Origin of the sequence: Desulfobaculum xiamenense (assembly GCF_011927665.1) — a bacterium.
GTDB classification, from domain to species: domain Bacteria; phylum Desulfobacterota; class Desulfovibrionia; order Desulfovibrionales; family Desulfovibrionaceae; genus Desulfobaculum; species Desulfobaculum xiamenense.
The window spans coordinates 144,041-156,752 of the sequence record NZ_JAATJA010000005.1 but is presented as its reverse complement, the minus strand read 5'-3'; the positions used below and the strand labels follow the sequence as shown (position 1 = coordinate 156,752).

At 58.5% G+C, this 12,712-nt stretch carries 27 protein-coding genes; all 27 read left to right on the top strand.

The window, feature by feature from the left end:
- On the top strand, positions 1 to 720 hold a 720-nt coding region (locus tag GGQ74_RS15910; protein WP_245168335.1), incomplete at its 5' end, for an EF-Tu C-terminal domain-related protein.
- A 3-nt stretch (positions 721 to 723) separates the two neighbouring features.
- Positions 724 to 1,041, top strand: coding sequence for a 30S ribosomal protein S10 (rpsJ, locus tag GGQ74_RS15905; protein WP_167942579.1), 318 nt, complete (start codon positions 724 to 726; stop codon positions 1,039 to 1,041).
- A gap of 15 nt (positions 1,042 to 1,056) precedes the next feature.
- Positions 1,057 to 1,686, top strand: coding sequence for a 50S ribosomal protein L3 (gene rplC, locus GGQ74_RS15900; protein ID WP_167942589.1), 630 nt, complete (start codon positions 1,057 to 1,059; stop codon positions 1,684 to 1,686).
- Between the two features lie 13 nt (positions 1,687 to 1,699).
- Positions 1,700 to 2,320: a 50S ribosomal protein L4 gene (rplD, locus tag GGQ74_RS15895; protein ID WP_167942578.1), complete on the top strand. Its 621-nt coding sequence runs from the start codon at positions 1,700 to 1,702 to the stop codon at positions 2,318 to 2,320.
- Positions 2,320 to 2,610, top strand: coding sequence for a 50S ribosomal protein L23 (gene rplW / locus GGQ74_RS15890; RefSeq protein WP_167942577.1), 291 nt, complete (start codon positions 2,320 to 2,322; stop codon positions 2,608 to 2,610). Before rplD ends, rplW begins: the two co-directional genes overlap by 1 nt.
- 2 nt (positions 2,611 to 2,612) lie before the next feature.
- Entirely contained in the window at positions 2,613 to 3,443 is an 831-nt protein-coding gene (rplB, locus tag GGQ74_RS15885) for a 50S ribosomal protein L2 (protein ID WP_167942576.1), read from the top strand.
- Between the two features lie 8 nt (positions 3,444 to 3,451).
- Complete coding sequence (gene rpsS, locus GGQ74_RS15880; RefSeq protein WP_167942575.1) at positions 3,452 to 3,733, top strand: 30S ribosomal protein S19; 282 nt, start codon at positions 3,452 to 3,454, stop codon at positions 3,731 to 3,733.
- 16 nt (positions 3,734 to 3,749) lie between these two features.
- The gene (gene rplV / locus GGQ74_RS15875; RefSeq protein ID WP_167942574.1) at positions 3,750 to 4,079 is read left to right on the top strand and encodes a 50S ribosomal protein L22; all 330 of its coding nucleotides are present in this window, start codon (positions 3,750 to 3,752) and stop codon (positions 4,077 to 4,079) included.
- 10 nt (positions 4,080 to 4,089) lie between these two features.
- Entirely contained in the window at positions 4,090 to 4,728 is a 639-nt protein-coding gene (gene rpsC / locus GGQ74_RS15870) for a 30S ribosomal protein S3 (protein ID WP_167942573.1), read from the top strand.
- Between the two features lie 2 nt (positions 4,729 to 4,730).
- Positions 4,731 to 5,144 (top strand): 50S ribosomal protein L16, encoded by a 414-nt coding sequence (gene rplP, locus GGQ74_RS15865; protein WP_167942572.1) that lies wholly within the window; start codon positions 4,731 to 4,733, stop codon positions 5,142 to 5,144.
- A complete protein-coding gene (gene rpmC, locus GGQ74_RS15860) occupies positions 5,145 to 5,339 on the top strand; it encodes a 50S ribosomal protein L29 (RefSeq protein WP_167942571.1) in 195 nt (64 codons plus the stop codon).
- A 3-nt stretch (positions 5,340 to 5,342) separates the two neighbouring features.
- A complete protein-coding gene (rpsQ, locus tag GGQ74_RS15855) occupies positions 5,343 to 5,606 on the top strand; it encodes a 30S ribosomal protein S17 (protein ID WP_167942570.1) in 264 nt (87 codons plus the stop codon).
- A 10-nt stretch (positions 5,607 to 5,616) separates the two neighbouring features.
- The gene (rplN, locus tag GGQ74_RS15850; protein ID WP_167942569.1) at positions 5,617 to 5,985 is read left to right on the top strand and encodes a 50S ribosomal protein L14; all 369 of its coding nucleotides are present in this window, start codon (positions 5,617 to 5,619) and stop codon (positions 5,983 to 5,985) included.
- An 11-nt stretch (positions 5,986 to 5,996) separates the two neighbouring features.
- Positions 5,997 to 6,320, top strand: coding sequence for a 50S ribosomal protein L24 (rplX, locus tag GGQ74_RS15845; RefSeq protein WP_167942568.1), 324 nt, complete (start codon positions 5,997 to 5,999; stop codon positions 6,318 to 6,320).
- Positions 6,321 to 6,330: 10 nt separating this feature from the next.
- Positions 6,331 to 6,870, top strand: a complete 540-nt coding sequence (gene rplE / locus GGQ74_RS15840; protein ID WP_167942567.1) for a 50S ribosomal protein L5 — start codon at positions 6,331 to 6,333, stop codon at positions 6,868 to 6,870.
- Positions 6,871 to 6,882: 12 nt separating this feature from the next.
- Positions 6,883 to 7,068, top strand: coding sequence for a type Z 30S ribosomal protein S14 (locus GGQ74_RS15835; protein WP_167942566.1), 186 nt, complete (start codon positions 6,883 to 6,885; stop codon positions 7,066 to 7,068).
- Between the two features lie 11 nt (positions 7,069 to 7,079).
- The gene (gene rpsH / locus GGQ74_RS15830) at positions 7,080 to 7,463 is read left to right on the top strand and encodes a 30S ribosomal protein S8 (RefSeq protein WP_167942565.1); all 384 of its coding nucleotides are present in this window, start codon (positions 7,080 to 7,082) and stop codon (positions 7,461 to 7,463) included.
- 12 nt (positions 7,464 to 7,475) lie between these two features.
- Complete coding sequence (gene rplF, locus GGQ74_RS15825; protein ID WP_167942564.1) at positions 7,476 to 8,012, top strand: 50S ribosomal protein L6; 537 nt, start codon at positions 7,476 to 7,478, stop codon at positions 8,010 to 8,012.
- A gap of 9 nt (positions 8,013 to 8,021) precedes the next feature.
- Entirely contained in the window at positions 8,022 to 8,384 is a 363-nt protein-coding gene (gene rplR, locus GGQ74_RS15820; RefSeq protein ID WP_167942563.1) for a 50S ribosomal protein L18, read from the top strand.
- A gap of 17 nt (positions 8,385 to 8,401) precedes the next feature.
- Positions 8,402 to 8,926, top strand: a complete 525-nt coding sequence (gene rpsE / locus GGQ74_RS15815; RefSeq protein WP_167942562.1) for a 30S ribosomal protein S5 — start codon at positions 8,402 to 8,404, stop codon at positions 8,924 to 8,926.
- Positions 8,927 to 8,936: 10 nt separating this feature from the next.
- A complete protein-coding gene (gene rpmD, locus GGQ74_RS15810) occupies positions 8,937 to 9,113 on the top strand; it encodes a 50S ribosomal protein L30 (RefSeq protein ID WP_167942561.1) in 177 nt (58 codons plus the stop codon).
- Positions 9,113 to 9,559 (top strand): 50S ribosomal protein L15, encoded by a 447-nt coding sequence (gene rplO / locus GGQ74_RS15805; protein ID WP_167942560.1) that lies wholly within the window; start codon positions 9,113 to 9,115, stop codon positions 9,557 to 9,559. The genes rpmD and rplO overlap by 1 nt, the downstream gene beginning before the upstream one ends.
- Positions 9,560 to 9,565: 6 nt before the next feature.
- Positions 9,566 to 10,879, top strand: coding sequence for a preprotein translocase subunit SecY (gene secY / locus GGQ74_RS15800; protein WP_167942559.1), 1,314 nt, complete (start codon positions 9,566 to 9,568; stop codon positions 10,877 to 10,879).
- A gap of 4 nt (positions 10,880 to 10,883) precedes the next feature.
- A complete protein-coding gene (map, locus tag GGQ74_RS15795; protein WP_167942558.1) occupies positions 10,884 to 11,654 on the top strand; it encodes a type I methionyl aminopeptidase in 771 nt (256 codons plus the stop codon).
- Positions 11,655 to 11,732: 78 nt separating this feature from the next.
- Positions 11,733 to 11,846 (top strand): 50S ribosomal protein L36, encoded by a 114-nt coding sequence (gene rpmJ / locus GGQ74_RS15790; protein WP_028587340.1) that lies wholly within the window; start codon positions 11,733 to 11,735, stop codon positions 11,844 to 11,846.
- A 17-nt stretch (positions 11,847 to 11,863) separates the two neighbouring features.
- Positions 11,864 to 12,235, top strand: a complete 372-nt coding sequence (gene rpsM, locus GGQ74_RS15785) for a 30S ribosomal protein S13 (protein WP_167942557.1) — start codon at positions 11,864 to 11,866, stop codon at positions 12,233 to 12,235.
- Between the two features lie 79 nt (positions 12,236 to 12,314).
- Positions 12,315 to 12,704: a 30S ribosomal protein S11 gene (gene rpsK / locus GGQ74_RS15780; RefSeq protein ID WP_167942556.1), complete on the top strand. Its 390-nt coding sequence runs from the start codon at positions 12,315 to 12,317 to the stop codon at positions 12,702 to 12,704.
- Positions 12,705 to 12,712 lie beyond the last annotated feature (8 nt).

Sequence of the window (12,712 nt, the reverse complement as noted above, 5' to 3'; positions counted from 1 at the left end):
TCCAAGTACGGCTTCCCCGGCGACGAGATCCCGATCGTGCGCGGTTCCGCTCTGAAGGCCCTTGAGGCTGACACTGCCGCTGATCCGGCTGTCACCCCCATCAAGGAACTGCTGGATGCTTGCGATAGCTACATCCCGCAGCCCCAGCGCGAGATCGACAAGCCGTTCCTGATGCCCATCGAAGACGTGTTCTCCATCTCCGGCCGCGGCACCGTCGTGACTGGTCGTGTCGAGCGCGGCGTGATCAAGGTTGGTCAGGAAGTTGAGATCGTGGGTATCCACGACACCACCAAGACCACCTGCACTGGTGTTGAGATGTTCCGCAAGCTGCTCGATCAGGGCGAGGCCGGCGACAACATCGGCGCACTGCTGCGCGGCGTGAAGCGTGACGATGTCGAGCGCGGACAGGTTCTGGCCGCTCCCGGCTCCATCACCCCCCACCGCAAGTTCAAGGCCGAAGTGTACGTCCTGAACAAGGAAGAGGGCGGACGCCACACCCCGTTCTTCTCGGGTTACCGTCCCCAGTTCTACTTCCGCACCACCGACATCACCGGCGTGGTTACCCTTGCCGAGGGCGTCGAGATGGTCATGCCCGGCGACAACGCCACCTTTGCTGTCGAGCTGATCGCTCCCATCGCCATGGAGAAGGGCCTTCGCTTCGCCATTCGCGAGGGCGGTCGTACCGTCGGCGCCGGTGTTGTTTCCGAAATCGAGGAGTAAGTCATGGTTTCCATGCAGAGCGATCGCATCAGAATCAAGCTGAAAGCGTACGACTACAGGATTCTGGACAAAGCCGTTGCCGAGATCGTCGACACGGCCCGGAATACCGGCGCCAGCATTGCGGGCCCGATCCCTCTTCCGACCAACATTCACAAGTACACTATCCAGAAGTCCGTGCATGTTGATAAGAAGTCCCGGGAACAGTTCGAAATGCGCGTGCACAAGCGCCTGCTCGATATTCTCGAGCCCACGCAGCAGACCGTGGACGCCCTGGGCAAGCTCAGCCTGCCTGCAGGCGTCGATGTTGAAATCAAACTCTAGAATGAGGATATCATGATGGCTAAGACGCTTGGCATCATGGGCCGCAAGCTGGGTATGACCCGGATCTTCGGCGATGACGGCACGGCTATTCCCGTCACGGTCATCGCTGCGGGCCCCTGCCCTATCCTTCAGAAGAAGGAAGACGCGACCGATAAGTACGCCGCTCTTCAGATCGGCTTCGAACAGATTGAGGAGAGCAAGGCCAACAAGCCCGCCAAGGGGCATATGGCCAAGGCCGACCGCGGTTTCTACCGCAACCTCAAGGAGATCCGTCTGGACTCCGTCGAGGGTTACGAACTCGGTCAGGATCTGACCGTTGAAATATTCCAGCCCGGCGATAAGGTGAAGGTTTCCGGAACCTCCAAGGGCAAGGGCTTCCAGGGCTTCATGAAGCGCTGGAACTTCCGTGGACTTCCCGCTTCTCACGGCGCGGAAAAGGTCCATCGTGCCCCTGGTAGCGTTGGTCAGTGCGCATGGCCCTCCAAGGTGTTCAAGGGCAAGAAGATGGCTGGTCAGATGGGCAACAAGAAGGTCACTTGCATCAACGTGGAAGTGCTGGATGTTCGTCCCGAGGACAATCTGATCATCCTCAAGGGTCAGGTGCCCGGTCCCAAGAACGGCCTTGTGATGGTCCGCAAGCAGTAATGAGGATGAAATCATGGCTGTTTTGAAAATATACGACCAGGAAAAGAAAGAAGTGGGCGAGCTTAGCCTCGCTCCCGAGGTGTTCGAGGTTCCGGTCCGCCCGGAAATTCTCAACCTCGTGGTCCGTGCCCAGCGCGCGTCTCAGCGTGCAGGCACCCATCTTGTAAAGAACCGCGCTCTTTGCAGCGGCGGTGGTGTGAAGCCCTGGCGCCAGAAGGGCACCGGCCGCGCTCGTGCCGGCTCCCTGCGCAGCCCCCTGTGGAAGGGCGGCGGCACCGTGTTCGGTCCTCAGCCGCGCAGCTACGAGTTCAAGGTGAACAAGAAGGTTCGCCGTCTCGCTCTGCGTATGGCCCTGTCTTCCAGGGTTGCCGAGGACGGCATGCTCGTGCTCAAGGGCTTCGAACTGAAGGAAGCCAAGACCAAGGAATTCGCGCAGATCATGAAGAATCTCGGTCTCAAAAAGGCCTTGATTGTTACCAGTGACGAAGATAAAATTCTGAGTCTTTCTGCCCGTAACATCCCCGGTATCACCATCCTTCAGCAAGACCAGCTCAATGTCTACGACGTGCTCCGGCACCACCAGCTCATCATGCTGGCTGACGCCGCCAAGGCCGTCGAAGAGAGGTTGAAGTAATGGAATACACGAAGGTTATCATCAAACCGCTGATCTCTGAGAAGGCAGCCATGCTCCATGAGGACACCAATCAGGTGCTCTTCTACGTGCATCCCGATGCCAACAAGATCGAGATCGCCAAAGCGGTTGAGAAGGCATTCGATGTGAAGGTTGCGGGCGTGAATGTCATTCGGCGCCGCCCCCGTCCCCGCACTCGTTTCGGTCGTCGTGTCGGTGTCGAGTCCGGGTACAAGAAGGCTTATGTCACCCTGGCCGAGGGTCACAAGATCGAACTGTTCGAAGGAGTCTAGGCATGGCTGTGCGCAAACTGAAACCCACTTCCGCGGGTCGGCGCTTCCAGACGATCTCCACCTTCGAGGAGATCACCTGCACGACGCCTGAGAAGTCCCTCACCGAGGGCCTGAATAAGAAGAGCGGTCGCAACCACTTCGGTCGAGTGACCTCCCGCCGTCGCGGCGGCGGTCACAAGCGCCTGTACCGCATCATCGACTTCAAGCGCGACAAGCGTGACATTCCGGCCAAGATCGCTACCATCGAGTACGATCCTAACCGTAGTGCCCGCATTGCCCTGCTGAACTACGCCGATGGCGAGAAGCGCTACATCCTCGCCCCCGTCGGCATCAAGGTCGGCGATGTGGTGATGGCTGGCGATACCGCCGACATCAAGCCCGGCAACGCCCTGAATCTCGCCAAGATTCCGGTCGGTACCGTTGTTCACAACATCGAGCTGCACCCCGGCCGCGGCGGCCAGTTCTGCCGCGCCGCTGGCACCTACGCCCAGCTCGTCGCCAAGGAAGGCAAGTACGCCCTGCTGCGTATGCCCTCCGGCGAAGTGCGCAACGTGCTGTCTTCCTGCGTCGCCACCATCGGCCAGGTTGGCAACATCCAGCACGAGAACATCACGCTCGGCAAGGCCGGTCGTGCTCGCTGGATGGGCAAGCGTCCTGAGGTTCGCGGCGTTGCGATGAACCCGGTCGACCATCCGTTGGGTGGTGGTGAGGGTCGCAGCTCCGGCGGTCGTCATCCCGTTACCCCCTGGGGTAAGCCGACCAAGGGCTACAAGACCCGTAACAAGAAGAAACCTTCTTCCCGGCTCATTGTTAAGCGCCGTGGTGAGAAATAGGAGTTGTCATGCCTAGGTCGCTGAAAAAGGGTCCTTTCATTGATGACCACCTGATGCATAAGGTAGTTAAGGCCGGCGAGACGGGCGACCGTCGCGTAATCAAGACCTGGTCGCGTCGCTCCACGATCTTCCCCGAAATGGTTGGTCTGACTTTCGCCGTGCACAATGGCCGCAAGTTCATTCCCGTGTTCGTGAGCGAAAACATGGTCGGGCACAAGCTCGGCGAATTCGCCCCGACCCGGACTTTCTTCGGCCATGCTGCTGACAAGAAGAGCAAGGCCAAACGATAGGGAGAAGGTGACTTCGATGGAAACCAGAGCTGTTGCCAAATACATGCACATCTCCGCCCGCAAGGCCCGCCTCGTTGCTCGCAACGTCGAGGGTATCCGCGTGGAAGATGCTATCAATATCCTGACTTTTACGCCCAAGAAGGCCGCGAAGCTGATCAACAGGGTGCTGCACTCCGCAGTGGCCAATGCTGAGCAGACCGGGGTGGAAGTCGATAACCTGGTTGTGAAGCAGGTGGTCGTCAACGAGGGTCCGTCCCTCAAGAGGATCATGCCTCGTGCCATGGGGCGCGCGAACCGTATCCTGAAGCGGACCAGCCACATCACCGTGGTTGTGGCCGAGGCCTAAGGAGGCAGATGTGGGTCACAAAGTACATCCCTACGGATTCCGGTTGGGGTACAACAAGAATTGGCTGTCCCGCTGGTTCGCGAAAAAGGACTATGCGGACAACGTCTTCGAAGACGACAAGATCCGTAAGTACGTTAAGAAGAAACTCTATCACGCCGGTATTTCCCGCCTGGAGATCGAGCGCGCTGGCGGTAAGATCCGCCTGATCATCTTCACTGCCCGCCCCGGTATCGTCATCGGTCGCAAGGGTATTGAGATCGAGAAGATGCGCGGCGAGCTGCGCCAGAAATTCGGCCGCGAGTTCTCCATTGAAGTGAACGAGGTGCGTCGTCCTGAGACGGACGCCCAGCTCGTCGCCGAGAACATCGCTCTGCAGCTTGAGCGTCGCGTCGCTTTCCGCCGTGCCATGAAGCGCACGGTGAGCATGGCTCGCAAGTTCGGCGCAGAGGGCATCAAGATCGGCTGCGCCGGCCGCCTGGCTGGTGCCGAGATCGCCCGCAGCGAATGGTATCGCGAAGGCCGTGTGCCGCTGCACACCCTGCGCGCCGATCTGGACTATGGCTTTGCCGAGGCCAACACCACCTACGGTGTCATCGGCGTCAAGGTCTGGATCTTCAAGGGTGAAATTCTGGATCAGGAAGGTGAATAGTCATGCTTTCCCCGAGAAAAACGAAATTCCGCAAGCGCCAGAAGGGCCGTCTGCGTGGCATGGCCACCCGCGGCAATACTGTTGCTTTCGGTGAAATCGGCCTGAAGGCTCTTGAGCACGGCAAGCTGACCAACCAGCAGATCGAAGCCGCCCGTGTGGCCATGATGCGCCACATCAAGCGTGGCGGTCAGGTCTTCATCCGGATCTTCCCGGACCAGGTCTTCACCTCCAAGCCTGCCGAAGTTCGTCAGGGTAAAGGTAAGGGTGCTCCTGCTGGCTGGTACGCTCCCGTCAAGCCTGGCAGGGTTATGTATGAAATCAAGGGCGTCGACCTGGCTACGGCCAAGGAGGCCCTGGTCAGGGCGGCTCACAAGCTGCCCATCAAGACCGCCATTGTCGTCAGGGAGGGCCTGTAAATGACTGCCAAGGAACTCAGGGAACTCTCCGTTTCCGAGCTCAATGAGAAACTCGGCGAGTTTCGGCAGGAGCTGTTCAACCTTCGTTTTCAGCACGCCACGGCCCAGCTGGAAAATACCCAGCGCATTCCCGAGGTGAAGAAGATCATCGCTCGGATTCTCACGATCCTTTGCGAAAAGGAAACTGGAGCGTAAGTCATGGCTGAAGAGAAGAAGTCCAACAAGCGCGTGCTGACCGGCGTTGTTGTCTCCGACAAGAATGACAAGACCATCGTTGTTCGCGTTGAGACTCTGGTCCAGCATCCCCTGCTGAAGAAGTACATTCGTCGCCGTAAGAAGTTCATGGCACACGATCCCAACAACGATTGCGGGATCGGCGATAAGGTGCAGATCATCGAGCACCGCGCCCTGAGCGCCCGCAAGCGGTGGCATCTCCTCAACATCGTTGAAAAAGCGATCTAGGAGCTGAACAATGATCCAGGTCGAAACCAGACTCGACGTTGCCGATAACTCCGGCGCCAAGAAGGTTGCCTGCGTGAAGGTTCTCGGCGGCAGCCGCCGTCGCTATGCCTCCGTCGGTGATATCATCGTGGTGTCCGTGAAGGAAGCAATGCCCCATTCCAAGGTGAAGAAGGGCGATGTCATGAAGGCCGTCGTCGTTCGTACCACCAAGGAAGTCGGTCGTCCGGACGGCACCTACATCAAGTTCGATACGAACTCCGCCGTTCTGCTCAACAAGCAGAACGAGCCCGTGGGTACCCGTATCTTCGGACCCGTAGCACGCGAGCTGCGCCAGAAGAACTTCATGAAGATCGTCTCCCTGGCGCCTGAAGTGCTGTAGAGGAAAGCCCCATGAAGAAATTCAAGATCCGCAAAGATGACAAAGTGATGGTCATCGCTGGTAAGGATAAGGGGAAGGTGGGCAAGGTGCTCAAGATCATGCGCAAGAAGGACACCGTCCTTGTTGAGCAGGTCAACATGGTTAAGCGCCACACCAAGGCCAACCCCTATACCCAGCAGGCCGGCGGCATCGTCGAGAAAGAGGCGCCCATTGCCATTTCCAATGTGGCCCTCATTTGCGACGCTTGCACCAAGCCGACCCGCGTGGGTTACAAGCTGACCGCAGACGGACAGAAAGTCCGCTTCTGCAAAAAGTGCAACGAAATCATCGATTAGGGGAGCATCCATGACTCGACTTGAGAAAGTATATATGGAGAAGGTTGCTCCCGCCCTGCAGAAAGAGTTCGGGTACAAGTCGCCCATGCAGCTGCCTCAGCTGAAGAGCATTTGCCTGAACATCGGCCTGGGCGAAGCCAGCCAGAACAACAAGCTCATCGAGGACGCCGTGAATGAGCTGAGCCGCATCGCCGGCCAGCACGCGGTGCCCACCCGAGCCAAGAAGTCCATCGCAGCCTTCAAGCTGCGTGAGGGCATGGCCATCGGCTGCCGGGTCACTCTGCGTGGAGATCGCATGTGGGACTTCTTCGACAAGCTGGTCAACATTGCTCTGCCTCGCGTTCGCGACTTCCGGGGTATCCCGGATCGCGGATTCGATGGCCGCGGCAACTTTACCCTGGGCGTGAAGGAGCATACGATCTTCCCCGAGATCGAGATCGACAAGGTCGAACGCGTGAAGGGCATGAACGTGACCGTCGTGACCAGCGCCGGCACCGACAAGGAAGGCAAAGTCCTGCTGGAAATGCTGGGCATGCCTTTCAAGAAGTAATGGAGGAGCGAAGTGTCTCGTAAAGCTCTCATGAATAAGGCCAGTGAGAAACCTAAGTTCTCGGCTCGTGCCTACAACCGCTGCCCCATCTGCGGACGCCCCCGGGCTTTTATGCGGAAATTCGGCATCTGCCGTATTTGCTTCCGTAACAAGGCTCTCTCCGGCGAACTGCCGGGTGTCCGCAAGTCCAGCTGGTAAGGAGAACCACAATGTCTGTGATTGATCCCATTGCGGATATGCTGACCCGCGTGCGCAACGCCTACCAGGCGCTGCACCAGGAGGTCCTCATCCCCAGATCCAACGTGAAGCTCGCCATCGCGGGCATCATGAAGGAAGAGGGTTATATTGCCGACTTCAGCGACGAGGGCCGCAATATCCGTGTTGTCCTCAAGTACGCTGACGGCCGCCCGCTGATCGAGGGACTTAAGCGCATCAGCAAGCCCGGTCGCAGGGTTTACGTTGCCTCCACCGAGATTCCCCGTGTTCAGAACGGCCTCGGTATCTGCGTGCTCTCCACCTCTCACGGAGTGCTCGAAGGCAACGTGGCGAAAGAAAAGAACGTCGGCGGCGAACTGCTGTTCGAAATCTGGTAGTGAGGAAGGAACATGTCGAGAATCGGTAAAAAGCCCGTCGCCATCCCCTCGGGGGTGGAAGTTACGATCGGCAAAAGCCAGGTTGATGTGAAGGGCCCTAAGGGCTCCCTCTCCACGCCGCTGCACGAGAAGATCGAGGTCAAGGTCGAAGGTTCGGACATCGTTGTCACCCGTGTTGACGACTCCCGACTCGCCCGTGCCCAGCACGGACTGCGCCGCACCCTCCTCTTCAACATGGTCGAGGGTGTGACCAAGGGCTTCCAGAAGCAGCTCGAGGTCATCGGCGTGGGTTACAAGGTCAACGTCCAGGGCGACACCGTCGTGCTGAACGTGGGCTTCTCCCACCCCGTGGAGTTTCGTCTGCCTGCCGGCATCGAGGCCAAGGCCGAGGGTACCAAGCTCACCATCTTCGGCAGCGATAAGCAGCTGGTTGGTGAAGTGGCCGCCCGCATCCGCCGCGTGCGCAAGCCTGAACCCTACAAGGGTAAGGGTATCAAGTACGCTGACGAGGTCATCCGCCGCAAGGCCGGTAAGTCCGCCAAAAAGTAGGGTGATAGCATGAAAATGACCAAAGAGCAGGCGCGCAGCCGCAGAAAGATCCGCATCCGCAAGAAGATCAGCGGTACCCCGGATCGTCCGAGACTCTGCGTCTTCCGCTCCAACCTGCATATCTACGCGCAGCTCGTTGACGACGTCACGGGCACCACTCTGGCTGCCGCCTCTACCCTGGGACTGAACAGGAAGGCCGGCGAAACCCTGAAGTGCAACAAAGATGGTGCTTCCAGGGTTGGTCAGGAGATCGCGAAGCTGGCTAAGGAACAGAATATCGAAAGCGTTGTCTTCGACCGCGGTGGATACATCTACCACGGCAAGATCAAGGCTTTGGCCGACGGCGCCCGAGAGGCCGGGCTTAAATTCTAAGACTGCGGAAGGTAACAATGGATAAAAGCCCACGCAGAGACTCCCGCAAGGAGCAGCAGGAAGAACTCGGCCACGTCGAGAAGCTTGTCTACCTCAATAGGGTAGCCAAGGTTGTCAAGGGCGGCCGCCGTTTCAACTTCAGCGCGCTTGTGGTTGTTGGCGACGGAAAGGGTTCCGTCGGTTACGGTCTCGGCAAAGCTGTGGAGGTCCCCGAGGCCATCCGCAAGGCAACCGAGAAGGCACGCAAGTCCATGAAGCAGGTCGCCCTCATCGACGGCACCCTGCCTTACGAGACCCTCGGCCGCTTCGGCGCCGCTCGAGTCGTTCTCAAGCCCGCTTCCAAGGGTACCGGCATCATCGCCGGCGGCCCGGTGCGTGCAGTCATGGAAGCTGTTGGTGTTCACGATATCCTGACCAAGGCCATCGGCACCAGCAACCCGCACAACGTTCTTAAGGCGACCCTTGAGGGCCTTCATTCCCTGCGCAGCGCTAAGGAAGTTTCCGAGATGCGCGGCAAGGCCCTTGAGACCCCCAGGAAGTAGAGGGAGCGACATGGAAAAGATCAAAGTCAGACTCGTTCGAAGCTTGATCGGCTGCACTCCCCAGCAGCGCAAGTGCGTTGCTGCTCTGGGTCTTCGCAAGATCCGCCAGGAGAACGAGCTTCCCAAGAACGAAAGCACTCTCGGTCAGATCGCCGCGGTGTGTCATCTTGTTGAGGTGGTTGAATAATGAGACTTCACGAATTGTACCCCTTTCCTGAAGAGCGCCAGAGCAGAAAGCGCATCGGCAGGGGCTATGGTTCCGGCTGGGGCAAGACCTCCGGCAAGGGCCACAAGGGACAGAATGCCCGTTCGGGCGGCGGCGTGCCCGCCAGATTCGAGGGCGGCCAGATGCCTCTGGCCCGTCGTCTGCCCAAGCGCGGTTTCAAGAATCCCTTCCGTGAGGCCTACGAGGCTGTAAACCTGGACAGGCTCCTTGCCGCTTTCGAGGGCAAGGCCGAAATCACCATCGACGACATCTACGCCCGTAAGCTGGTCAAGGCCGGCTCTCTGGTGAAGATCCTCGGCGACGGCGAGGTCAAGACTGCAGTGGTGGTCGAGGCTCATCGGTTCAGCAAGTCCGCTCAGGAAAAGATTACCGCCGCTGGCGGCACCGCCAAGGCGCTTGAAGGGTAAATAAAAGTGGCGCTTACTGGGGTTGAGAATCTCGCCAAGTTACCGGAGTTGAAGAAGAAGCTCCTGTGGACGTTCCTGCTGTTGGCGGTGTACCGGATCGGCATTCACGTGCCGACTCCGGGCGTCGACACGGTGGCGCTTCAGGATTTCTTCGATAGCGTTCAGAACACCCTGTTCGGTCTGTTCGACATGTTCTCGGGTGGAGGGTTGAGAAACCTCTCCATCTTCGCCCTGGGTATCATGCCCTACATCTCCGCATCGATTATCATTCAGCTGCTGACCGTGGTCAGCCCCGAGCTGAAGCGACTGTCGAAGGAGGAAGGGCAGGCCGGACGCAAAAAGATCACCCAGTACACCCGCTACGGAACGGTGCTCATCACCATCGTGCAGGGTCTGGGTATCGCAATCGGTTTGGAGAGCATGACCAGCCCCACCGGCGCTCCCGTGGTTCTGGACGCAGGCTGGGCCTTCCGTCTGGTGACCATTATCACCCTCACCGCCGGTACAGTACTGATCATGTGGATCGGCGAGCAGATAACCGAGCGGGGTATCGGCAACGGCATCTCGCTCATCATCTTCGCCGGTATCGTGGCCGGGTTCCCCGGTGCGGTCGTCAAATCCTGGCGGCTCATGACCACGGGCGAGATGTCCCTGTTCATTCTGCTCCTGATATTGGCCCTCATGGCCGCTGTGTTGGCGATCATCGTCTACATGGAACGCGCGCAGAGGCGCATTCCCATCCAGTACGCAAAACGTATGATGGGACGCAGGATGTACGGTGGACAGACCACCCATCTGCCGCTGCGAGTGAACACCGCAGGTGTGATTCCGCCCATCTTCGCCTCCTCGATCCTCATGTTCCCGGCCACGCTGGCGAACTTCTCGAGGGCCGAGTGGGTGCAGGAGGTCTCCGCTTGGTTCAGTCCGTCCTCGGTTCTGTACAATGTGCTGTATATTGGAATGATAGTGTTCTTCTGCTTCTTCTATACGGCAATCATTTTCGATCCGAAGGATATCGCGGAGAACATCCGCAAGCAGGGCGGTTTCATTCCCGGCATTCGTCCCGGCGCCAAGACCCACGAGTACATCGATCGGGTTCTGTCCAGGATCACGCTGTGGGGTGCCTGCTACATCTCCGCCGTCTGCGTCCTGCCGATGTTGCTCATCAGCCAGATGCACGTGCCGTTCTATTTCGGCGGCACCAGTCTGCTGATCGTCGTCGGCGTGTCGATGGACTTCATGTCCCAGATCGAGTCTCACCTCATCAGCCGTCAGTATGAGGGCTTGATGGGCAAGAGCAAGATCAAGGGTCGGCGGTAGACAATTGAAAAAGTTTCGCGGAATCTTCTTGAAGAACGATGCGGAGATCGCTCTCCTGCGGGAGGCGAACCGCATCGTATCCGTGATACTTGACGAAATGGGCGCAGCTGTGCGGCCTGGTCTTACGACCATGCGCTTCGAGCAGATCGCCCAGGACATGTGCAGGAAGTTCGGCGTCGTGCCCGCCTTCCAAGGCTACGGCGGCTTTCCCTACGCACTGTGCTGTTCCGTCAACGAACAGGTCGTTCATGGATTCCCGTCAAATCGGGTGCTGGAGGAGGGCGATATCGTCACCTTCGACATGGGCGTCATCTACGACGGATTCTACGGGGACTCCGCCCGCACGTTCGGTGTGGGCGAGATTCCCGACGAGACACAGCGGCTGCTCGATGTCACGCGCGAGTCCCTCATGCGGGGCATCGAACACGCCGTAGCCGGCAACCAGCTCTACAGCATCTCGAAGGTCATTCAAGAATATGTGGAGCTTAGCGGGTTTTCCGTGGTAAAGAGGTTTGTCGGGCACGGGATAGGCAGGAATCTTCATGAAAAGCCGGAAGTTCCCAACTTTGTCCCTCGGGGCGTGGTTGATCTTCCGCTCAAGGCCGGAATGGTGCTTTCCGTGGAGCCGATGGTCTGCGTGGGATCGCCAGATGTCGAGATCCTCGAAGACAAGTGGACAGCGGTAACAAAAGATCGTAGACTCTCTGCCCACTTTGAACACACTATCGCTCTGACCCAGGATGGGCCGGAGATTTTGAGCAGAAGCGATCATTAAGGTTCTTGCTTGCATATATACCTTAGTTTCCTGGCCCCCGGCCGGGGGGCTCAATGAGGAAAGAAGCGGGAGAAGGTCATGAAAGTTAGACCCTCAGTTAAAAAGATGTGCCCGAAGTGCAAGGTGATCCGCCGTAAGGGCGTGCTCCGGGTTATCTGCGAAAACCCCAGGCACAAGCAGCGCCAGGGCTAGGTTAAAGGGGAGTTATCGTGGCTAGAATTGCAGGTGTTGATTTGCCCAGGAATAAGCGTCTGGACATCGCCCTGACGTACATCTACGGCATCGGTCGCACCACTGCCCTTGAGATCCTGGATAACACCGGGATTGATTGGACGAGGAAGACCGACGATCTGACCGCGGATGAGGTGAACATCATCCGCAAGGAGATCGAGACCAATCATAAGGTCGAAGGTGATCTCCGCCGCGAGGTGACCGCCAACATCAAGCGCCTGATGGACATCGGCTGCTTCCGTGGCCTTCGCCATCGTCGCGGTCTGCCTTGCCGAGGCCAGCGTACTCACACCAACGCCCGTACCCGCAAGGGCCCCAGGCGCTCGGTGGTTGGTAAAAAGAAAAAGTAGCAATCAGTTTTGCATCCCCCCATGCCTAAGGGCGGGGGGATGCGAACCTGCTCACTAAAGATTTACGGAGAAATAGGATATGGCTAGACCCCGACGCTCCGGGAAGAAGAAAGAAAAAAAGAATGTGCCTGCGGGCATCGCGCATATCCATGCCACATTCAATAACACCATTGTCACCTTCACTGATATGAAGGGTAACGTGATCAGCTGGGCTTCCTCCGGCGGTTCCGGGTTCAAGGGCTCCCGCAAGAGCACCCCGTTTGCCGCTCAGGTTGCCGCGGAGCGTGCCGCCCGGACCGCTCAGGACCACGGCATGCGTACCGTCGGTATTTTCGTCAAGGGCCCCGGCTCTGGACGTGAGGCTGCAATGCGCGCCATCAATAATGCCGGCTTCAAGGTATCGTTCATGCGTGACATCACCCCGATTCCCCATAACGGGTGCCGTCCGCCCAAACGCCGCAGGGTCTAACCCGGCTG